The organism is Microbacterium paraoxydans, from assembly GCF_019056515.1.
Classification (GTDB): Bacteria; Actinomycetota; Actinomycetes; order Actinomycetales; family Microbacteriaceae; genus Microbacterium.
Window position 1 is genome coordinate 2947567 of the sequence record NZ_CP064873.1, and the last position, 20632, is coordinate 2968198.

A 20632-nucleotide genomic window follows, 5' to 3' on the forward strand; every position below is an offset into this window, starting at 1 on the left:
GTACGGTGCACCACCCGGTGCGGGGTCAAGAACGATCCTCATCAGCGTTTCGCAGGAGCATTCTTCATCCCACGCCGGACCGTCGGCTTCCGTGCACGCTCGGGCGATGAGGCCCTCCTGTTGTAGCGGGGTCGGTCCGTCGGCGCCGATCCGTCCGCCCCTCCTCTTGCGGGATCGATAACGGACTCGTCGGGGGTCCCGGACGGGCCTTTTCGATCCCGCTCCGCCGACCGCCCCTGCTGCGGGATCGAAAACGGGCCCGGGGGACGCTGGGGAGGGGCCGTTTTGATCCCGCATGCGGGCGGGGGCGGGGGCGGAGGACGGGGGCGGGACGGGGGCGGACCGGGGGGTCAGTCGGCGTCGGTGGAGGAGCCGAGGAGCTCGCGGACGCGGCTGGAGACGCGGTGGAACTCCTCCCTCTCCAGAACATCGGCGTAGCCGCGGCGGGCCGGGAGGTCGACGCGGTGCTCCTCCAGGATCCGCCCGGGGCGCGGCCCCATCACGATGACGCGACTGGCGAGGTAGACGGCCTCCGCGACCGAGTGGGTCACGAGCAGCACGGTCGTGCCGGTGGCGCTCCAGATCCGGTTGAGCTCGACGTTCATACGCTCGCGCGTGAGGGCGTCGAGGGCGCCGAACGGCTCGTCCATGAGCAGCACCCGCGGCTCGTGCAGCAGGGCGCGGCACAGCGACACCCGCTGCTGCATGCCACCGGAGAGCTCGTGCGGCAGTGACTTCTCGAAGCCGGTGAGACCGGTCATCTCGATGAGCTCGTCGGCACGGGCCTGGGCCTTGCGCATGTCCATCCCGCGCATCTCGGCCTGCAGGAGGATGTTGCCGCGGACGCTGCGCCATTCCAGAAGCGCCGCCCGCTGGAACACGTAGCCGATATCCTGCCGCGGACCGCGGACCTCGTCGCCGCGCAGGCGGATGCTGCCGCGGCTCGGAGCGGTGAGTCCCGCCACGGCCTTCAGGAGCGTCGACTTGCCGCAGCCCGAAGGTCCGGCGATGGAGAGGAACTCCCCCTCCTCGACGCGCAGGTCGACGCCCTCGAGGGCCGTGACCTGGCGCCGCTTGGAGGCGAAGGTGATCGCGAGATCCGAGACCTCGAGCGCCGGAGCGGTGCTCGTGGCCGCGGGTCCGCGTTCCTGCTGAACGTGGGTATCCATGACGATCGGTCTCACTTCCCGGGGGTGAAGGCGTCGTCGAAGTAGGTCTCCACGTCGCCGTCGCCCGAGATGAGCCCGGCCTCGGACAGCACCTCCAGCGTGGACTCCCAGTCCTCGGTGGCGTTCGCGCCGGGAGCCTGGCCCTCGGTGGCGTCCGTGTGGAGCAGCTCGATGGTCTCCTCCCACTGGTGCAGCAGCACCTCCTGCGACGGCATCTGCGGGTCCTTGCCCTCCATCGCGGCCACCGCCGCCTCGGGGTCCTCCTGCGCGGCCTCGAAGGCCTCGGAGGTCGCCGCGACCAGCGCCTCGACGAGCTCCGGGTCGTTCTCGATGGTGTCGGTGGGCGCGATGAGGCCGTTGCTGAAGAAGTTCAGGCCGGCGTCGGAGTAGCGCAGGTACTCGACGTCCTTGCCGCTCTTGTCGGCGATGGTCGGGCCCTGGTCGTGCGCGAAGCCGATGAGGCCGTCGACCTTGCCCGAGAGCATGGCGGCGATCTTGCCCGCGGCGTCGAGGTTCTGCTGCGTCACATCGCCCTCCTCCAGGCCCACGGCCTCGAGGTACATCGGGAAGGTCGTGGTCGGGGCGTCGCCCGCGGAGACCGCGATGGTCTTGCCCTTGAGGTCTTCCGGGCTGGAGATGCCGGAGTCGGCGAAGACCTGCACGGCCGACGGCGTGGTCTGCAGGAAGACGCCGACGCTCTTGATGCCGACGCCCTTGTCGATGTTCGCGAGGACGGCCGGGGTGTCCGCCCAGCCGAAGTCGACCTGCCCCTGCCCGACGGCCTGCGCGGTCTTCGTCGAGCCCTGGCCGGCCTTGATCGTGAGGTCGATGCCGTGCTCCTCGAAGATGCCCTGGTCGACGCCGTAGTAGAACGCGGCGTGCTCGCCGTACGGGTACCAGTTGAGCATGAGGGTGACCGGCGTGAGCTCGCCGCCGTCACCGTCGCCGGAGCTCGCCGGGGCCGTCGACCCTCCGCAGCCGGAGAGGGCGAGCACCGCGGCGGACGCGAGGGCGATCGAGCTGAGGATGGTGCCTGACTTCTTCATCAGTGCCTTCTTTCGTGGGGGCGAGGGGGGTCAGAGTCGGACGGTGGCCGCGGCGACGTCGCGCTTGGAGGCGTGCCACGGGATGAGGAAGCGCTCGGCGATCTGGATGATGCCGAAGAGGATGACGCCGAGCAGCGACATGATGATGAGCGCGGCGAAGAGCATGGCGGTGTCGAGGTTGCCGTTGGCCTGGAGGATCACGTAGCCGAGGCCCTCGTTCGCGCCGACGAACTCGCCGACGACGGCACCGGTGACCGCGAGCGTCGCGGCGACCTTGAGGCCGGAGAGGAGCTCGGGCAGCGCCGCGGGGAGCCGCACCTTGAGGAAGGTCTTGAAGCGGCTGGCTCCCATGGTCGACGCGAGCTGGAGGATCTCCGGGTCGACGGTGCGCAGACCCGCGAGGCCCGAGATGACGACAGGGAAGAACGCCATGAGCACGGCCACGAGGATCTTCGGCTCCGCTCCGAACCCGAGCCAGACGACGAACAGCGGGGCGATGGCGATCTTCGGGATGACCTGAGCGAAGAGGATGACGGGATAGAGCGTCTGCTCCAGGCCTCGCGAGTAGACCATGAGCACCGCGACGAGGACGCCGACGACGACCGCGATGACGAACCCGATCACGGTCTCGTAGGTGGTGACCCAGGTGTTCTGCGCGAGGTAGGCGGCGTTGTCGGTGAAGGCGGCCCAGGTGTCGGCAGGCGACGGGATGATGAAGGCCGGCACCCACCCGAGGCTCGTGGAGACCCACCAGAGCGCGAGCACCGCGAGCACGAAGACGAGCGGGTGCCAGTGGCGGCTCCACCAGCGGACGATGCCCGGAGGCTCGGGACGATCGGCGGCCAGCGCCAGGGTCATGGTCGCGGAGGGGGCAGACGACATGGGGTCCTCGACATCTTCGTGAAGGATTCGGGAAAGCGCATTCCCGTTCGGTGTTGCGAGTCTATGCCGACGGTTCTGCCGTGTCAACGCATGGCCGTGTCCCCGCCGTCGTCGCCCCCACGGGCGGGGCGTCCGGGCCGGTCACCGCGTCCGCGCGAGAGCCGCGCCCGCGACCCGGAGCCAGCGTGCGGGATCGGTCAGGGCGGCGGTCGTCGACCCCGCCAGCGCGGTCAACGACACCGCCTCCGCGAACAGGCTCGTGTCCGCATCCTCCGAGATCCGTCCTGCGGCGAGCAGCGGTCGCGCCCCCGCCTCCGCCGCGAGCGCGGCGAGGAACGACGGCACCTTCCCGTCGCCCGACTGTCCGTCGTAGGATCCCTCGCCGGTGATCACGACGTCGGCACCACGGACGGCTCCGGCCAGATCGATGAGCGCGGCCACCTCGGCCGCCCCCGGAGTGAGGACCCCGCCCCAGCGCACGAGAGCGGCGCCCGTCCCGCCGGCGGCCCCCGTGCCCGGCAGCTCCGGATCGACGGACAGGAGGACGGCGAGATGGGCGAGCGCGTCGTCGACACGGGCGATGTCCTCCGGCGCCGTGAGGCCCTTCTGCGGGCCGAACACCGCTGCCGCGCCACGCGGGCCGGTGAGCGGATTCGTGACATCGGTCAGCACGCGGACATCCGGCGCCCCACGCAGGGCCCCGAGCTCCGCCGTGACGATGTCCGCCAGTCCGCGCGCGCCCCGCGCCACCGGTTCGCCGTCCGCGTCGAGGAAGCGTGCCCCGAGGGCGGTGAGCAGGCCCGTGCCCCCGTCGGTGGAGGCGCTGGAGCCGATGCCGAGGATCAGGCGCGAGACGCCGTGATCGAGGGCCGCGGCGATCGCCTGGCCGAAGCCGGTCGTGTCGGCGTCCCCGGGGCGCAGACCGTCGAGGAGCTCGATGCCCGAGGTCGAGGCGATGTCGACGACGCCGGTGCCGCCCGGGGCGTCGGTCGTGCTCGGCAGGAGCAGCCACGACGTCTCGACGGGAGCGCCCGCCGGACCGTCGACCGTGATGGGCATCCGTCGCGCGTCGGGCACCGCCGTGGCGAAGGCGGCGACGGTCCCCTCCCCGCCGTCGGCCATCGGACGGAGCACGATGTCCGCAGCCGGCTCGACCTCCCGCCAGCCGTCGGCGAGCGCCGCAGCGGCCTCCGCCGCCGTGATCGTGCCCTTGAAGCTGTCCGGCGCGATGACGACCCGGGTCATGCCCGGAGCCCCGGGGTGCTCGCGCGTACGACCACCTCGAGGGGGAGCGTCGGCTGCTGCCAGTCCTCGTCGACGATTGCGCGGAAGGCCTGGTACCCGGCATCGCTCAGCGGCACGCAGACCGTGGTGAGGGCCGGGGTGACGTCGCGACTCGAGGGCACGTCGTCGAAGCCGCAGACCGCGATGTCCGTGCCGACCTCACGGCCTGCTGCGCGGATGGCCGCCATCGCGCCGATCGCGACGACGTCGCTGATGCCGAACACGACGGTGCCCGCGGGGACACCGGTGGCGAGGGCCTCGGTCATCGCCGCCGCCCCGGACTCCCGACGGAAGTCACCGCGGACGGTCTGCGCGACCTCTCCGCCGCCCTCCGCGAATCCGGCCCGGAATCCCGCCAGCCGGTCGTCCGAGGTGCGCACGCCCTCCGCCGCCCCGACGAGTACCGCCGAGCGGTATCCGAGTTCTGCCATGCGACGGCCGAGCGCGGCGGCCCCGGCCCGGTTGTCGATCTCCACCCGGCGGTCGCCGTCGCCGTCCGCGCCGAACGCGACGACGCGGCCGCCGAGCCGGGTGAACTCGGCGAGCTCGCGAGCGGTCTCGGCCTGCCCCTCCTCCTGCGTCCGCGAGGCGGCGAGGATGAGGCCCTGCGGACGCTGTCCGCGCAGCGCCCGGACGATGCGCGCCTCCCGCGCCGGGTCGCGCTCGGTGATCGCCACGGTCACGACGAGCCCCTGCTCGTCGGCACCCCGGGCGACGCCCGAGGCGATGAGGCCGAAGTAGGGGTCGGCGATGTCCGCGACGAGGAGCGCGATCACCGGTGAGCGTCCGCGGGCGGTCGCCTGCGCGGAGACGTTGGCCGTGTAGCCGAGGGCTTCGGCGGCGGCCTCCACCCGCTCCCGGAAGGGCGCCGCGACCTTGCGTTCGGAACCGTTGAGCACGCGGGAGGCGGTCGCCAGGGACACTCCGGCCTCGAGTGCGACGTCGTGCAGCGTGGGTGCCGGTCCCCGGGCGTGACGGGGGCGACGCGCGGCCGGCGGCTCTGCCGGTGTGGCGGACGGGGTCATGCTCCGAGCCTACCGACGGGAACGGAACCGCTTCGAGGGGCGCTCACGGCTGCCGCCCGAGAAACCCGAGGAGGGCGGCGGCTTCCCCGGCGAGCAGCTCAGGGGCGTCGTCGGGCACGAACTCCAGCAGCGCGTCGCGCGGCGGGTGCGCGGAGGCGGCGGCGTCCGCGAAGAACCGGGTCCACAGTGCGGACCGCGAGCGGAGCGGGTGGCGCTCGGTGCGCGGCCACCAGGAGAAGACATGAGCGGCGGAGACACGGGGGACGAGCCGGCGGAACTCCTCGAGCGCCACGGGGACGGGGGCGCCGACCGTGGGCTGCCAGTAGGTCGACAGCATCGGGTGGTCGACCTCGTGCAGCAGCTCGAGGGTGGCCGGCGCGGTGTCGGCGAGCGTGCCGCCGTGGAACTCCAGGGCGAGCCCGATGCCCCGGGAGGCCGCCTCGACCGCCGCCGCGCGGAGCCGGGTCACGACGCGGGCACGCTCGGGCGCGGAGACCTCCGCCGAGCCGTGTTCACCGGCCCACACCCGTACCCGATCAGCACCCAGGGCCGCAGCACTGTCGAGGACCGCGGTGAGCGACTCCTCCGGACCGGCGCGGAAGTACGACCCGTAGGACGCGACGGCGAGCCCGGCATCCGTGGTCATCCGCGCGACCTCCGCCGCGCGGTCGACATCCCCCGGCGGCACATGCACGTCTCCGCCCCACTCGATCACGTCGAGACCCGCGGCGGCCGCGAGCGCGACGATCCTCTCCGGTGGCAGGGCACGGAACGTCACCGAGCACAGCCCCGCACGGATCCCCGTCATTCCGTCATCCTCTCAGTCCTCCCGTTCTCCTGGGTCGGACGTCCCGGCCCCTTCCGTCCCCCGTGTCGAGTCCCACGTGCACGACCTCGCCCCGCCTGCACGACGGAAACCCGTGTCTGACCCTGCAGACGGACCCGAGTCGTGCCAGTGTCCCCCGGTCGATCCGACATACGACGACCGAGACCGGGATCGGGACCGGGACCGGGACAGGGACGGGGACGGGGACGGACTCCCTCGTCGAGTCCCACCTGCACGACCTCGTCCCGTCTGCACGACCGGAACCCAGGTCTGACCCTGCAGACGGACCCGAGTCGTGCAGATGTCCCCGGTCGATCCGACGCACGACGACCGAGACCGGGACGGATGCGACCTGAGCACGACGGGACGATCGACACCCCGGAACGGGTCGTGCATCCGTGGCGGGGTCGTGCATCCGGAACCACGACCGGACCGGACCGGACCGGGACCGTGTCCGGAACCGATCCGGGACCGGGGGACGGGGACGGGGCCGGGACTCACAGGTGGGGGGCGACCGCCGTCGCGAAGGCCTCGGCCGTGCGGCGGACCACACGAGCCGGGTCGTCGGCCCAGACGTCGGCGTGGAAGATCTCCACCTCGATGTCGCGGTCGTAACCGGTGTCCTGCACGGCCCGGGTGAGGGGTGCGAAGTCGATCACACCGTCCCCCGGATAGTGCCGAGAGAGGAGGGGGTCTGCGGCGAGGGGGGTCTTCCAGTCGCACACCTGATACGTGGCGATGCGGCCCTCGCGTCCGGCCCTGGCGATCTGGTCGAGCACCTGAGGATCCCACCAGATGTGGAACGTGTCGACGGCGGCTCCGACCACGGCAGGGTCGAAGTCCGCGGCGATGTCGAGCGCCTGCCCGAGGGTGGAGACCACCGCGCGGTCCGAGGCGTACATCGGATGCAGCGGCTCGATCGCGAGGGTGACCCCGGCGGCTCGAGCGTCGTCCGCGAGGGCGCCGATGGCGTCGCGGACACGCTCGCGCGCCCCGATGAGGTCGCGCGACCCCTCGGGCAGACCCCCGGCGACGAGGACGAGCACCGCGGTCGAGCCCTCCGCACCGGCCGCCGCGAGGGTGGCCGCCTCCTCGATCGCCCGGCGGTTGTCGTCGAGCGCGGCTTCGCGCTCCGGACCGGCGGGCAGCGTGAAGAAGCCCCCGCGGCAGTGCGTCGTGAAGCGCAGGCCGGAGTCGGTCAGCATGCGGGCGGCGACATGGAGTCCCACCGCCTGCACGGGCTCCCGCCACAGGCCGATGGCCTCGACCCCCGCCGCCGCCGTGACACGCAGGGCCGTCGCGAGATCCGCGTGCTTCACGGTGGCCTGGTTGATCGAGAGCCGCGGGTGCGGCACGGTCCCGACGCCAGCCGCCCGGGATTCGCGCTCCGCCGCCAGGCTCCGCGAGGCGGTCATGCGTCCACCCCGTTCAGCCGGAGCAGGCCGTGCCAGCGCTCCCGCGCGAGCTCCGGCCGCTCCAGGGCGAGCGCCCCGTTGGCCAGCTCGACGATGCGGCTGAGGTGCGGCAGGCTCCGCGCGGAGTGGAGCCCCCCGACCATCTGGAACGCCGGCTGATGACCGTTGAGCCAGGACAGGAAGGCGACCCCGGTCTTGTAATAGAAGGTCGGCGCCGCGAACACCTGTCGACTCAGCTCCTCGGTCGGTCCGAGGAGGGCGAGGTACCGCTCGGGGTCGTCCGCGTCGAGCGCCTGGATCGCGGCGGAGGCCACCGGGGCGAGAGCGGCGAACGCGCCGAGCAGCGCATCCGAGTGGCCGCGTGACGCGGACCCCTCGGGCGCGGCAGCCCCGGTCAGGCTGTCCCCGCCGATGAGGCCGACGTAGTGGAAGTCGTCGCCGGTGAACATGCGCACGCCCTCCGGCAGCCGCTCGCGGACCCAGACCTCGGACTCCGCGTCGAGCAGACTCATCTTCACGCCGGCGACCGCGGCGCGGTTCTCGACGATGATGTCGAGCAGCACCTCGGCGGCCTCCTGCCACGCGGGACCGCCGCTCCCCCCGGAGGACGAGGGCGCGAAGTACCCCGCCAGCTCCGGATCGAACGCGGTGCCGAGCCAGTGCAGCACGACGGGGACCGATGCGCGGGAGAGCACCTCCCGGTACACGCGGCGGTAGTCGTCCGCGCTCTCCGCGACCCTGGCCAGGTGCCGCGAGGCCATGAGCACCGGCCCCGCCCCCTGCTCCTCGGCGAAGTGCAGCTGCTCGAGATAGGCGGCGATCACCTGATCGAGCGGGACACGCGCCTCCTCGATGTGGTCGGTGTTGACCCCGACCACGACTGAGCCGCCCTCCTCGCGGGCGACCTCCGCACTGCGGGCGATGAGCTCGCGCACCGCCGTCGCATCCAGCCCCATGTTCCGCTGCGCGGTGTCCATCGCGTCGGCCACGCCGAGTCCCCACGAGTACACGTTGCGGCGGAACGCGAGCGTCGCGTCCCAGTCGATGTCGGCCGGCTGCCCCGGGGTGTTGTCCGCGTACGCCTTCGGAACGACGTGCGCGGCGGCGTAGGCCACCCGGCTGCGGAGCGGGCCCTGCGGCCGCGTGACGGCGTCGGCCTCCCGGAGCTCCGTGTCGGCGGTGCGGCCGTCGGCGGCGAGCAGGCGGAGCGTGGTCATGCCCGGTCCAGGGTCAGCGGCTCGAGCATGATCTTGCGCCCCTCGGCACTGGACGCGAGTCCGGCCTCGGCGAACTGGACCCCGCGCGCGCCGGCGAGCAGGTCGAACGGATAGTCCGTGCCGAGGACGAAAGAGGTGAGGTACTCCTCCCACTGCTGCCGGAAGCCGTTCTGGAACACGTCGTTCGTCGGCACCTGCTGCCAGTCGGCGTCGTAGTCGTGGCTGTCCTCCAGGTCGGGGTTCCACACGGGCTTGGGCGTGGCGTTGCGCGGCTGGATCTTGGCGCCGAACAGCCCCACGACGGCGGAGCCGTGCGTGCCGTCGACCTGGAACTCCACGAGCTCGTCACGGTTCACCCGCACGGTCCACGAGGAGTTGATCTCGGCGATCGCCCCGCCGTCGAGTTCGAAGATGCCGTAGGCGGCATCCTCGGCCGTGGCCGTGTAGTGCTCGCCCTTCTCGTCCCAGCGGTCGGCGATGTGCACGGCGGCCTGGGCGTAGACGCTCTTGACCTCGCCGAAGAGGTTCTCCAGCACGTAGTTCCAGTGCGGGAACATGTCGGTGATGATGCCGCCGCCGTCCTCGGTGCGGTAGTTCCAACTCGGACGCTGCGCGGGCTGCCAGTCGCCCTCGAACACCCAGTAGCCGAACTCACCGCGGACGGAGAGGATGCGGCCGAAGAAGCCGGAGTCGATGAGGCGCTTGAGCTTCTGCAGCCCCGGGAGGTAGAGCTTGTCGTGGACGACGCCGGTCTTCACGCCCGCGTCGCGGGCAAGGCGGGCGAGCTCCAGGGCCTCGTCCAGCGACTCGGCGGTGGGCTTCTCGGTGTAGATCGCCTTGCCGGCGGCGATGGCCTTGCGGATCGCGGACGCCCGGGCCTTCGTGACGAGGAAGTCGGCGTAGATCTCCCACCGCGGGTCGGCGAGGGCGGCGTCGAGGTCGGTCGTCCAGTCCTCGATGCCGTGCTTCGCTGCCAGTTCGGCGAGTTTGGCCTCGCTGCGTCCGACGAGGATCGGCCGCACGGTCACGCGCGTGCCGTCCGGGCGCTCGATCCCGCCCTCGTCGCGGATCGCGAGGATCGACCGCACCAGGTGCTGCCGGTATCCCATGCGCCCGGAGACGCCGTTCATGATGATCCCGATCTCGCGGGTGGGGGCCTGTGCCATCTCGGTCCGTTCCTCTCGGTGGAAGCTGTCGGCGCTGACAGGAGAATCTTGGTAAGCGCTTTCCGAGATCATGGCATGAGACGCACGACCTCGCAACCGCCCCTAGCGCGGAGGGGCCGTGCTGGCGCGCACGTGCAGCGCCGGAGCCACCTCCACGCGCTCCGCGGGCCGGTTCGGGCCCTCGCGCAGGCGGTCGCGGATGAGCTCGACCGCACGGCGCCCGACATGCTGCTTGGGCGGCCGCAGCGCGGTGAGCGGCGGAGACCCGTGCTCGGCGACCTCATCGTCGTAGGCGATGAGCGAGAGGTCGTCGGGCAGCCGCCAGCCCGCGTCCTGCAGATGCTGCTGGAGCAGGAGCGCCTGCGGGTCGGAGTGCACGAGCAGCGCCGTCGCCCCCGTCTCACGGATCTCGGCGAGCAGCGCCGAGACCACCTCCGCCTGCGCCGATCCCTCCATCCGGTCCAGGGCCGTGTCGCGGTCCACCGACACCGTGAGCCCGAGCTCGGCGACGGCCCGCGACCAGCCCTGCCGCAGCCCGGCGGAGGTCGGTGACTGCGGAGAGGTGAGGATCCCGACCCGCCGGTGTCCGAGTGCGGCGAGGTGCCCGGCGGCGAGCGCGCCCCCGAACGCGTGGTCGGTCGCCACGGTCTGCATACGGGTGAGGGCGAGAGCGGGCGGGGTCCGGCGCTCCACGAGCACGACCGGCACCGGGAGCGTGTCCAGCCAGGAGAGCAGCGCGTGTCCGTCGGCACCCTGCGTTTCGGGGGCCACGATCAGCCCGTGCACCGTCCCGGACTCCAGGAGCGCCGCGATCTGGCGGCGTTGGTCCTGCGCGGCGTAGCTGGCCCCGCGGAGCACGAGCTGCACCCCCGCCTCCGCCCCGGCACTCCGGGCGCCGACGACGACCTGCGGCCAGTAGTAGCTCAGCGACGGCACCACCATCCCGATGCGGAACTGCGGCCCGGGGAGGGCGGCCCGCGCGACGGTCGTGTCCAGCGCGCTCCGCAGCACCGCTCCGCCGTGCACCCTGGTCAGCAGCCCGCGGTCCGCCAGCATCGTGATGTCGCGGCGGATGGTGAGCTCCGCCACCCCGAAGTCGCGGGCGAGATCGGCCACGCGCACCGCCCCCGTGCGGCGCAGCTCGTCCAGGATCCGTTCCCGGCGGGAGAGGCCGAAACGCGGGGTCGGGCGCTCCTCGCTCATGCCGCCCTCCCCTGCAGCTCCCAGCGCTCTGGACGGTCGAGCGGTGCGAAGAGGACGCGCGTGACCACCGGCCCCCACGAACGCTCGAGGAGCGCATCGTCCACGGCCCTGCTCTCGACGACGACGTCCGCCGGATCGTGGGCGATGCGCAGTCCCCGCTTCCCATCCGGACCCGGGAGGAGGACGCCGGCACCGTGCACCTCGGGCGTCCCCGCGCACACGAGCACGAGGCGGGTGGCCGGGTCGGCGAGGGCCGGACTCTCGTCACGCACGGTCACCGCGCCGCCGCGCAGCAGCACCGTCCGCAGCCACGGGTCGCCGCCGGAGAACGCCGCACCGAGGTCGAGGGTCCAGCCGTCGCTCCGCGCCTGCACCGCGGCCCGCCAGGCGCCGCCGGGCTGTTGCTCGCGCCCGCGGACTAGCGGCGTGGAGTGCCAGCCGCTGGTGACGTGCCACAGGCGGTAACGGGCATCCGAGAAGGTCGCCGCGGTGTACGTCGCCCGACCGACGTCGATCACGACCGGGACGCCGTCGACCGCGATCGCGATCGCGCCGAGGTCGTTGTGGTTGTGGTTCTCGTCGTTGCGACCGCCCTTGACGACGACCGCGAGCCCCCGCGGATCGCCGCTCCGCTCGCGGCGCAGACCCACGCCGAGGGAGGTGAACTCGACGCGTCCGGGCAGGGGCGCAGGCCCCGGACACGCCGCATGCCAGTCGGCGTCGAACAGCTCGGCCAGCGTCCGACCGAGGCCGGCGACGACATCGGCCTCGTCTCCGATGACGCGCCCCGGACGGCGGTGCCGCGCGGCGAACGCGGCCGTCGCCTCCAGACCGCACAGGACGGCGGCCCGGTGGAGCACGGACCACGGGAGGGCCTCCCCCGTGCGCGCCTCTGCATCCGAGAAGCTCGCCACCCACCCCTCCCCGAGCTGCACGCGCTCCGGGAAGAGGGCGAGCTCGCGCAGCCCGGCGAGGCGTCCGTGCTGGATCGCGGCGGCCACCGCACCGGCGGTGAGCGCGTCGAGGAGGCCGAGCGCATCGAACGCCCGCCCCGCTCCCTGCCACCAGTAGGCGAAGCCCTCGTCGATGCCGCCGTCGGCGGGAAGCTGGGCGAGATAGCGATCGAGGCCGTCGATGCTGAGGGCGAGCACCCGCGCACGCAGCCGCTCGTCCGCGAAGGCGAGCGCTGCCGGCAGCAGGTTGCCATGGATCCACGGCGCCCAGTTGTGCACGCGTTCCTCCGACCCCTCCCATGCCCACTCGCGGCGGTCGACGAACGGGCGCAGCACCCGCCGGACCGTCTCGTCCCGTACCCGTGCGACCAGACCGGGCGCGTGCGCGTCGAGAGCCTCGCCGAGCACCAGCACCGCCCACCCCGCCAGCGCCGCCGCCTCCCCCGCGCCGAGGTCGACGACGGGGCGCTCGATGTCGGGCACACGGCGCCCGCGGGCGAACGCGTCGTCGTGAGCAGGCCAGCACCAGGTCGACTGCTCGGCCAGGAGCCACAGGCCGTCCGCGACCTCGTCCAGCCGCTCGGCCACCGGGTCGACGGCAGCGGCCAGGACGGCGCGGCGGAGCCGGAGGTCGCGGCGGAAGACCGCCCCCTCCCAGCCGGCGCGGTCACCGGTGCGGGCGTAAGCGGCCCACTGCGAGAGGAGCGGCTGCGCCCACGCGGTGCCGCGCTCGCCGTCCGCCGCCGCCAGGATGGTCGCGCGGAGCTCGGGTGCCACGGACGTCCATGCCTCCCGGTCGGTGCTCGGCGGCACGACGGGCCGATCGACGGCGCCGTGCTCGCGCCACAGATCGCTCAGGGTGCCGCGGGGGATCAGCATCCGGTTCTCGCCTTCGTTGTTCGAGTGTGTTCGATCAGCAGGGTTTCGGTTCGATCGCGTTGCCTGCGCTCGAACGCACAGTCTTCACTGGAACCGCGCGCTTCGGCAAGCGCATACCCGAGATACCCGGAGACCCATGACCCCTCGACCAGTCGTCCTCGCCGCCCTCTCGACGGAGGCGTCGGACCTCGTGTTCGACGACGCGCGGCGCGCCCGCCTGCAGACCCTCGCCGCGCCCGGCGGTCCGCTGCACGCCCCCGCTCTCGACGCCCCGTCGCTGGACGACCGCCTCGCCGCCGTGGAGGTGCTGGTGACGGGCTGGGGCGCTCCGGTCCTGGACGCGCCCCTGCTCGATCGGCTCCCCCGGCTGCGCGCGGTGTTCCATGCGGCAGGGAGCGTGCGCGGCCTCGTGTCCGACGCGTTCTGGGAGCGCGACATCCTGCTCACCTCGGCCGCCGAGGCCAACGCGGCCCCCGTCGCGGAGTACACGCTCGCGATGATCCTGCTCTCCGGCAAGCGCGCCCTCCTCCCGCTCCGTACCGCCGACGCACAGCACGACCTGCGCGTCGGCCCCCGCGCCGGGGGCCGCATCGGCAACCTCGACCGCACGGTCGGCATCGTCGGGTTCTCCCGCATCGGGCGCCGCGTCGTCGACCTGCTGCGACCCTTCCCCGGGCTGCAGGTGCTCGTGGCCGACCCGTACGCGGACCCCGAGGAGGTGGCCGCGGCCGGCGCCCGGCTCGTCCCGCTCGACGCCCTGCTCCCCGCCGTCGATCTGCTCTCCCTGCACGCACCGGCCCTGCCCGCGACGCGGGGGATGATCGGCCGCGCGCAGCTCGCCGCCCTGCGTGACGGCGCCACCGTGCTCAACACCGCCCGCGGAGCCCTCCTCGACCACGACGCCCTGCGCGTGGAGTGCGCCTCCGGTCGCCTCGATGCGATCCTCGACGTCACCGACCCGGAGCCGCTTCCGCCCGACCACCCGCTGCTGCACCTGCCGAACGTCGCGGTCACCCCGCACCTCGCCGGCTCCCTCGGCACCGAAGCACACCGTCTGGCCGACGCCGCCCTCGACGAGCTGGAAGCGTGGGTGGCCGGCCGTCCGCCTCGACACCCCGTGCACCGCGCCGACCTCGCGCACAGCGCATGACACTCCTCGCGCTGCCTCCGGAGGACCGCGCGCTCTCCCCGCACACGGGATGGACGCGCGCACACCTGACGACGGTCGCCGATGCCATCCTCGACGGGGCGGCCCGTCACGCGAGCCCGGCGGGCGCGGGCATCCGCTACCCCGGCGCTCCTGGCGGCTTCGGCGCCGCGGTCGATGCGCTCGAGGGATTCAGCCGCACGTTCCTGTTGGCCGCGTTCCGCATCGCCGGCGACCCGCTCGGCACGGAGGCGCTGGCCGACCGCTACGCCCGAGGCCTCGCTGCGGGCGTCGACCCCGATGGTGCCGAACGGTGGCCGCGCCCCGATGAGGTCGACCAGGCGAAGGTCGAGGCCGCGGCGCTCGCGCTGGGCCTGCACTTCACGCGTGACACGGTGTGGGCGCGCCTCGACGACACGGCGCGGACCCACACCGTGGACTACCTCGCGACGTTCGTCGGCGGCAGCTACCCGCCGAACAACTGGGCGTGGTTCCGGGCGCTCGTCGAGCAGTTCCTGGAGAGCGTCGGTGGGCCGTACTCCGCCGCGGATCGCGCGACCGACCTCGCGCTCCTCGACGGCTTCGAACGCGAGGACGGTTGGAGCGCCGACGGCGCCGCCCGGTCGTTCGACCACTACGCCGGCTGGGCGCTGTCCTTCTATCCGCTGCTCTGGGCGGACATGGTCGGCGCGGAGCCGCGGCACACGGACCGAGTCGCCCGGTACCGCCGCCGGCTCGACGCGTTCCTCGACGACGCGCTGCACCTCGTCGGCGCCGACGGCGGACCGCTCATCCAGGGACGCAGCCTCACCTACCGCTTCGCGACGGCCGCCGCGGCCGGGGTCGCGGCGTTCTCCGGCACCTCGCGGCACGACCCCGGCCTCCTGCGCCGGGCGGTGAGCGGTCAGGTCCGGCACTTCACCGCCCGCGGTGCGCCGGATGCGACCGGAGTGCTGCCCCTCGGCTGGTACGGCGCCTGGCGCCCGCTCACCCAGGACTACTCCGGCCCCGGCTCCCCGTACTGGGCGGCGAAGGGTCTCCTGCCGCTCGCCCTCCCCGCCGCGCATCCGTTCTGGACCGCCGTCGAACAGCCCCTGCCGATCGATCGGGGCCCATTCACCCGCGTCCTCCTCGCCCCGGGGTGGCTGGCGACGGGCACCGCGGACGGCATCGTGCGCGTGGTCAACCACGGCACCGACCACCGCACCCCCGGTGCGTTCCAGCCCGATGCTCCCCTGTACGCGAAGCTCGGGTACAGCACCGCGACCGCCCCCGTTCTCGCCGGCCCGGCGGCACGCGACCCGCTCGACGGCACGGTCGCCGTGGTGCGCGGGGGCCGAGCGAGCCACCGCTCGGGCTTCCTGACGGGAATGCTGAGGGAGACGGACGGCACGGCGCTCGGCGGCTCCTGCGGCCCCGTGCACTGGCACGACGGCGTCCGCATGGAATTCGACGTCGGCGGAGGCGGCATGGCCGTCGAGACCACGGTCGGCCCGGTGGTCGATGTGGTGTCGGTGGTGCGCGGACCGTGGGAGGTGCGGCTCGTGCGGGTCCGGGCGGGCGCAGGGCCGGACGGAGCGATCCACGACGGCGACGTCCTCCGCATCGGCGGATGGGCCCTGTCCGCCGCCACCGTGGTCGGGACCGGCCCCGCCGCCGTCACCGCCGCCCTCACCCCCGGCGGGGAGACGCAGAGTCGGGTGGTCGGCCTCCACGGCCTCGACGACGCGACCGCGGGGGTCCGGCGGGAGCGGGACGTGACCCCGCTCGGCCCGGAGACCGTCACCCCGTGGCTCTCCGCGCCGGTGCGACCCGACACCTGGATCGCGGTGGGCGTGCTGCTCGGGGGCTCCGCCGTTCCACCGGAACTCGATCTGCAGGGAGGGGAGGCGACGGTGTCGTGGCCGGACGGCGCCGCGACGACCTTTCGTCCGGACGAGCAGCTGCCCCGCGGATGAGCGTCAGCGGTGTGCCGTGCTCGCCCGCTCCACGAGCCGGGTCGGCACCACCACGGGCGCGGCGCGGTCTGTCGCCGTCGCGTCGCCCTCGACGGCCGCGATCAGCGCCGTGACCGCTTGCTGCGCGAGCGCCGGGAAGTCCTGCCGGACGGTCGTGAGCGGCGGGAGGAAGTTCGCCGCCTCGGGGATGTCGTCGAAGCCGACCACGCTGACGTCCGACGGAACCGCCCGCCCGGACTCCGCCACCGCCCGCAGCAGCCCGAGCGCCATCTGGTCGTTGGCGCAGAACACCGCGGTCGCCGTGCCCAGAGCCGCGCCCGCGGCGAAGCCCGACTCCGCGCTCCAGTCGCCGCGCACGACCGGCGGTGGCACGACGCCGGCATCCGCCAGGGCCTCGCGCCAGCCCCGCTCGCGCTCGGCGGCGGCGAACGAGCCCGCCGGTCCCGCGAGGTGGTGGACGGTCTCGTGCCCGAGATCGAGCAGGTGGCGGGTGGCGGCCTGCGATCCCGCGGCATGATCGCTGTGCACCACGGCCGCTCCGGCGCCGGCGGGGGCATCCACGACGACGAGGTGCAGCTCCGGCGGCAGGGTCGCGGCGGGGACGAGCGCGGAGGCCTCGTTCAGCACGAGAGCCCCGTCCACGCCCTGATCGGCGAGCCGGGCGAACGCGGCCTCCACGCCGTCGGCAGCGGTGACGACGGTAAGCGCGTATCCGCGGACCGCCGCCGCTTCGGCCGTGGCCTGCAGCATCCGGGAGTTGCCGACCGTGGCCAGGGTCGTGACGACGAGGCCGAGGGTATGGCTGCGCCCGGTGCGCAGGGCCCGCGCCGCCCGATGCGGTCGGTAGCCGAGCTCGGCCATGGCGGCTTCGACCCGCGCCCGGGTCTGCGGGTCGACCCGGGGGCTGCCGTTGACGACGCGGGAGACCGTCTGTCCGGAGACGCCGGCGCGCGCCGCGACGGTGGCCATGGACACGCGCGCGGCGGTCGTGGGCTTCTCGGCCACGGGAACCTCCGTTCACAACTCCGTCGTGTTGACGTTAGCACGCGGCCGTGCCTACCATGTTGACGTGAACACGCCCGCATCCCCGGAGGTCCCCACGGAGCGTCTCGGCGCCGGTGTCGTCAAGCGCCCGACCACCCTCGCCGACGGCCGCGACCTCATCTACTACGACGACCCGGACACCACTCTCGGTGCCGAGCGGTCGGTCGACGCCCGCACCCTGGCCCCGCGGCCGGACACCGCGACCATGCGGCTCGACGTGCTCACGGGCGACTGGATCACCGTCGCCGCCAACCGCCAGAACCGCGTCATGATGCCGGGAGCCGACGCCGACCCGCTCGCGCCGCAGACGCCGGGGAATCCGTCCGAGGTGCCGTCCCGGTACGACGTGGCCGTGTTCGAGAACCGCTCCCCCGCGTTCGGCCCCGCCCTCGCCGAGCCGGTCGGCACCGCCCCCGGGGCGACGAACCCCCCGCGCGGCCTGGACGACCTCGCGGCCCTCGGACTCGGGCGCACCCGTACCGCCGTCGGCCGCTGCGAGGTCGTGTGCTTCAGCCCCGAGCACTCCGGCTCCTTCGGGACGCAGACCGTGACCCGCGCCCGCACCGTCATCGAGGCCTGGGCCGACCGCACCGCCGCCCTGTCCGCCCTCCCCGGCATCCAGCAGGTCTTCCCGTTCGAGAACCGCGGCGAGGCGATCGGCGTCACGCTCCCCCACCCGCACGGCCAGATCTACGCGTACCCCTACGTGACCCCGCGCACCGCCCGGGTGCTGGACGCGGTCGACCGCACCGCGCCCGACCTCTTCGCCCGCATCCTCGCCGAGGAGCAGGCGTCCGAGCGGGTGGTGTTCCGCGGCGAGCACTGGACGGCGTTCGTGCCCTTCGCGGCGCGGTGGCCGCTCGAGGTGCACCTCATGCCGCATCGGCACGTGCCGGACCTCGCCGAGACCACGGCGGAGGAGCGCGACGAGCTCGCCCCGCTCTACCTCCGCCTCCTCCGCGGTGTCGACGCGCTCTATGACAGCCCGACGCCGTACATCGCCGCCTGGCACCAGGCTCCGGTCCACGTCGGCCGCGACACCGTGCGCCTGCACCTGCAGCTCACGAGCCCGCGCCGCGCCGCCGACAAGCTCAAGTTCCTCGCAGGTTCCGAGGCCGCGATGTGGGCGTGGGCCGCCGAGGTCGCGCCCGAGCAGGGCGCCGCCCGACTCCGCGAAGCGATCGCCCGCACCGATCAGGAAGCCTCCGCATGACCTCCGCACACGACGCCGCCGCCGAGCTCTTCGCCGCCCTCGCCGGGCGCACCCCGGACGGCGTCTGGTCGGCGCCGGGACGCGTGAACCTCATCGGCGAGCACACCGACTACAACGACGGCTTCGTGCTCCCGTTCGCCATCCCGCAGCGGACGGTCGCCGCGGTCGGTCGTCGCGCCGACGGTCGGCTCCGCGTCGCCTCGACCTTCGCGGACGAGCCGGTGGAAGTGGCCCTCGACGAGCTGGACCGCCTCTTCCCCACCCCACCCGGGACGGAGCCCGCGGTGCCGGAGTGGGCCGCCTACCCGCTGGGCGTCGCCTGGGCGCTCCGTGCAGCGGCCGGCATGACCGCGGTCTCCGGCCTGGACATCGCGATCGCCTCCGACGTCCCGGTCGGTGCCGGTCTCTCGTCGTCCGCCGCGATCGAGGGCGCGACGGCCGCGGCACTGAACGAGCTCTGGGGCACCGATCTCGACGCCGTGGCCCTCGCCCGTGTCGGGCGGACGGCGGAGAACGAGGCCGTGGGCGCGCCCACCGGGATCATGGACCAGATGGCCTCGATGCTCGGCGAGCCCGACGCCGCGATCTTCCTCGACTGCCGCTCCCTCGCCGCCGAGGTCGTGCCGCTGGGCATGGCCGATGCCGGACTCGCGGTGCTCGTGATGGACACCCGTGTCACGCACGCGCACTCCACCGGCGGCTACCGGGAGCGCCGCGCTGCGTGCGAGCGCGGGGCCGCGATCCTCGGCGTGCCGGCGCTGCGCGACGTCGCGGTGGCCGACCTCACCCGTGCCGAGAGCCTGATGGACGACGTGACCTTCCGCCGCGTGCGGCACATCGTCACGGAGAATCAGCGCGTGCAGGACACCGTCGCGACCCTGCGCACCGCCGGCGCGCGCGGCATCGGCGACCTCCTCGTCGCCTCCCACGCGTCCATGCGCGACGACTTCGAGATCTCGACGCCCGAGCTCGACGCCGCCGTGGAGACCGCCCTCACGTCGGGCGCGGTGGGTGCACGCATGACCGGCGGCGGGTTCGGGGGCGCCGCGATCGCCCTCGTCGACCGCGACGCCGTGCCCCACCTCGCCGACGCGGTGCGGGGGCGGTTCGCCGCCGAGGGCTTCGTCGCCCCGCACCTGTTCGAGGTCAGCCCGTCCGCAGGTCCGCGCCGCGACGCCTGACACAATGAAGGGTCGAGCCGCCACCGCCGCGGCAGGAGAGGAACGCATGTCCTGGATCGTCACCGGCGGCGCCGGCTACATCGGTGCCCACGTCGTCCGCGCCGTCGCGGAGGCCGGCCTCTCCCCCGTCGTGCTGGACGACCTCTCCAGCGGTGTGGCCTCGTTCGTGCCGGAGGGCGTGCCGTTCGTGCAGGGCAGCATCCTCGACCGCGCCCTCGTCGAGGAGACGCTGCGCACGCACGAGGCGGAGGGCGTGATCCACGTGGCGGGCTACAAGTACGCCGGCGTCTCGGTCCAGCGCCCGTTGCACACCTACGCCCAGAACGTCGAGGGCACGCGGATCATCCTGGAGGCGATGGCGGCGGCGGGCGTCGCGAACATCGTCTTCTCCTCGTCGGCCGCCGTGTTCGGCACCCCGGACGTGTCGCTCGTCGTCGAGGACACCGCCAAGAAGCCCGCGAGCCCGTACGGCGAGTCCAAGCTCATCGGCGAATGGCTGCTCCGTGACCAGGCGATCGCCACCGCCGACTCCGACCGCCCGCTGCGCCACACCTCGCTGCGGTACTTCAACGTCGTGGGCTCGGCCGACCCGACGGTCTACGACGTCAGCCCGCACAACCTCTTCCCCATCGTCTTCGAGGCGCTGATCGAGGGCCGCACCCCCAAGATCTTCGGCGACGACTACGACACCCCTGACGGCACGAACGTCCGCGACTACGTGCATGTCGGCGACATCGCCGCCGCCCACGTCGCCGCAGCGCAGCGCCTGGCCTCGGGCGCTCCGATCGAGCCCGCGTACAACCTCGGCTCCGGCGACGGCCTCAGCGTGAAGCAGATCATGGATGCGGTCGCCCGCGTCACCGGCATCGACTTCACCCCGGAGATCGGCCCGCGCCGCCCCGGCGACCCGGATCGGATCGTGGCGACCGGCGAACTCGCGGCCCGCGACCTCGACTGGACAATGCGCTACACGGTCGACGAGATGGTGCGTACGGGCTGGGAGGCCCGCCGCGCCGCCGGCTGA

General features: G+C 73.5%; 17 protein-coding genes. 5 read left to right on the forward strand and 12 right to left on the reverse strand.

The annotated features are described in order from the left end of the window. Window positions 1–350 precede the first annotated feature (350 nt). The 11 genes from IZR02_RS14495 to IZR02_RS14545 all read right to left on the reverse strand — a co-directional run bounded on the left by IZR02_RS14495 (window position 351) and on the right by IZR02_RS14545 (window position 13065). Complete coding sequence (locus tag IZR02_RS14495; protein WP_025105463.1) at window positions 351–1169, reverse strand: ABC transporter ATP-binding protein; 819 nt, start codon at window positions 1167–1169, stop codon at window positions 351–353. Between the two features lie 11 nt (window positions 1170–1180). Beyond that, entirely contained in the window at window positions 1181–2215 is a 1035-nt protein-coding gene (locus IZR02_RS14500; RefSeq protein ID WP_025105462.1) for an ABC transporter substrate-binding protein, read from the reverse strand. A gap of 30 nt (window positions 2216–2245) precedes the next feature. Beyond that, window positions 2246–3097 carry an ABC transporter permease gene (locus IZR02_RS14505; RefSeq protein ID WP_025105461.1) on the reverse strand — a complete coding sequence of 284 codons (852 nt, stop codon included), beginning with the start codon at window positions 3095–3097 and terminating at the stop codon, window positions 2246–2248. A gap of 141 nt (window positions 3098–3238) precedes the next feature. Continuing rightward, a complete protein-coding gene (locus IZR02_RS14510) occupies window positions 3239–4342 on the reverse strand; it encodes a glycerate kinase (RefSeq protein WP_025105460.1) in 1104 nt (367 codons plus the stop codon). Beyond that, window positions 4339–5406, reverse strand: coding sequence for a LacI family DNA-binding transcriptional regulator (locus IZR02_RS14515; protein WP_081811653.1), 1068 nt, complete (start codon window positions 5404–5406; stop codon window positions 4339–4341). Before IZR02_RS14515 ends, IZR02_RS14510 begins: the two co-directional genes overlap by 4 nt. A gap of 43 nt (window positions 5407–5449) precedes the next feature. After that, window positions 5450–6214 carry a sugar phosphate isomerase/epimerase family protein gene (locus tag IZR02_RS14520; protein ID WP_029990046.1) on the reverse strand — a complete coding sequence of 255 codons (765 nt, stop codon included), beginning with the start codon at window positions 6212–6214 and terminating at the stop codon, window positions 5450–5452. A gap of 515 nt (window positions 6215–6729) precedes the next feature. Next, window positions 6730–7647, reverse strand: coding sequence for a sugar phosphate isomerase/epimerase family protein (locus IZR02_RS14525; protein ID WP_025105457.1), 918 nt, complete (start codon window positions 7645–7647; stop codon window positions 6730–6732). Next, a complete protein-coding gene (locus IZR02_RS14530) occupies window positions 7644–8864 on the reverse strand; it encodes a DUF993 family protein (protein ID WP_025105456.1) in 1221 nt (406 codons plus the stop codon). The genes IZR02_RS14525 and IZR02_RS14530 overlap by 4 nt, the downstream gene beginning before the upstream one ends. Continuing rightward, on the reverse strand, window positions 8861–10030 hold the full coding sequence (locus tag IZR02_RS14535) for a Gfo/Idh/MocA family protein (RefSeq protein WP_025105455.1): 1170 nt from the start codon (window positions 10028–10030) through the stop codon (window positions 8861–8863). Before IZR02_RS14535 ends, IZR02_RS14530 begins: the two co-directional genes overlap by 4 nt. A gap of 102 nt (window positions 10031–10132) precedes the next feature. Then, window positions 10133–11233 (reverse strand): substrate-binding domain-containing protein, encoded by a 1101-nt coding sequence (locus IZR02_RS14540; protein WP_025105454.1) that lies wholly within the window; start codon window positions 11231–11233, stop codon window positions 10133–10135. Then, window positions 11230–13065 carry a heparinase II/III family protein gene (locus IZR02_RS14545; protein ID WP_025105453.1) on the reverse strand — a complete coding sequence of 612 codons (1836 nt, stop codon included), beginning with the start codon at window positions 13063–13065 and terminating at the stop codon, window positions 11230–11232. The genes IZR02_RS14540 and IZR02_RS14545 overlap by 4 nt, the downstream gene beginning before the upstream one ends. A gap of 136 nt (window positions 13066–13201) precedes the next feature. Between IZR02_RS14545 and IZR02_RS14550 the strand changes: the two genes are divergently transcribed. Together IZR02_RS14550 and IZR02_RS14555 are read left to right on the forward strand one after the other, a co-directional pair. Next, window positions 13202–14215, forward strand: coding sequence for a hydroxyacid dehydrogenase (locus IZR02_RS14550; protein ID WP_025105452.1), 1014 nt, complete (start codon window positions 13202–13204; stop codon window positions 14213–14215). Continuing rightward, window positions 14212–16170, forward strand: coding sequence for a DUF2264 domain-containing protein (locus IZR02_RS14555; protein WP_029990041.1), 1959 nt, complete (start codon window positions 14212–14214; stop codon window positions 16168–16170). Before IZR02_RS14550 ends, IZR02_RS14555 begins: the two co-directional genes overlap by 4 nt. A gap of 3 nt (window positions 16171–16173) precedes the next feature. Here the strand turns inward: IZR02_RS14555 and IZR02_RS14560 are convergent, their stop codons facing one another. Next, complete coding sequence (locus IZR02_RS14560; RefSeq protein ID WP_025105450.1) at window positions 16174–17139, reverse strand: LacI family DNA-binding transcriptional regulator; 966 nt, start codon at window positions 17137–17139, stop codon at window positions 16174–16176. Between the two features lie 100 nt (window positions 17140–17239). On the opposite strand from IZR02_RS14560, the gene galT reads away from it, so the two are divergent. Genes galT through galE form a run of 3 tightly spaced genes read left to right on the forward strand, consistent with a single transcriptional unit; the run spans window position 17240 to window position 20632 of the window. Then, window positions 17240–18427: a galactose-1-phosphate uridylyltransferase gene (galT, locus tag IZR02_RS14565; RefSeq protein ID WP_025105449.1), complete on the forward strand. Its 1188-nt coding sequence runs from the start codon at window positions 17240–17242 to the stop codon at window positions 18425–18427. Then, entirely contained in the window at window positions 18424–19608 is a 1185-nt protein-coding gene (gene galK / locus IZR02_RS14570; RefSeq protein WP_025105448.1) for a galactokinase, read from the forward strand. The genes galT and galK overlap by 4 nt, the downstream gene beginning before the upstream one ends. 46 nt (window positions 19609–19654) lie before the next feature. After that, window positions 19655–20632 (forward strand): UDP-glucose 4-epimerase GalE, encoded by a 978-nt coding sequence (gene galE, locus IZR02_RS14575; protein WP_217316527.1) that lies wholly within the window; start codon window positions 19655–19657, stop codon window positions 20630–20632.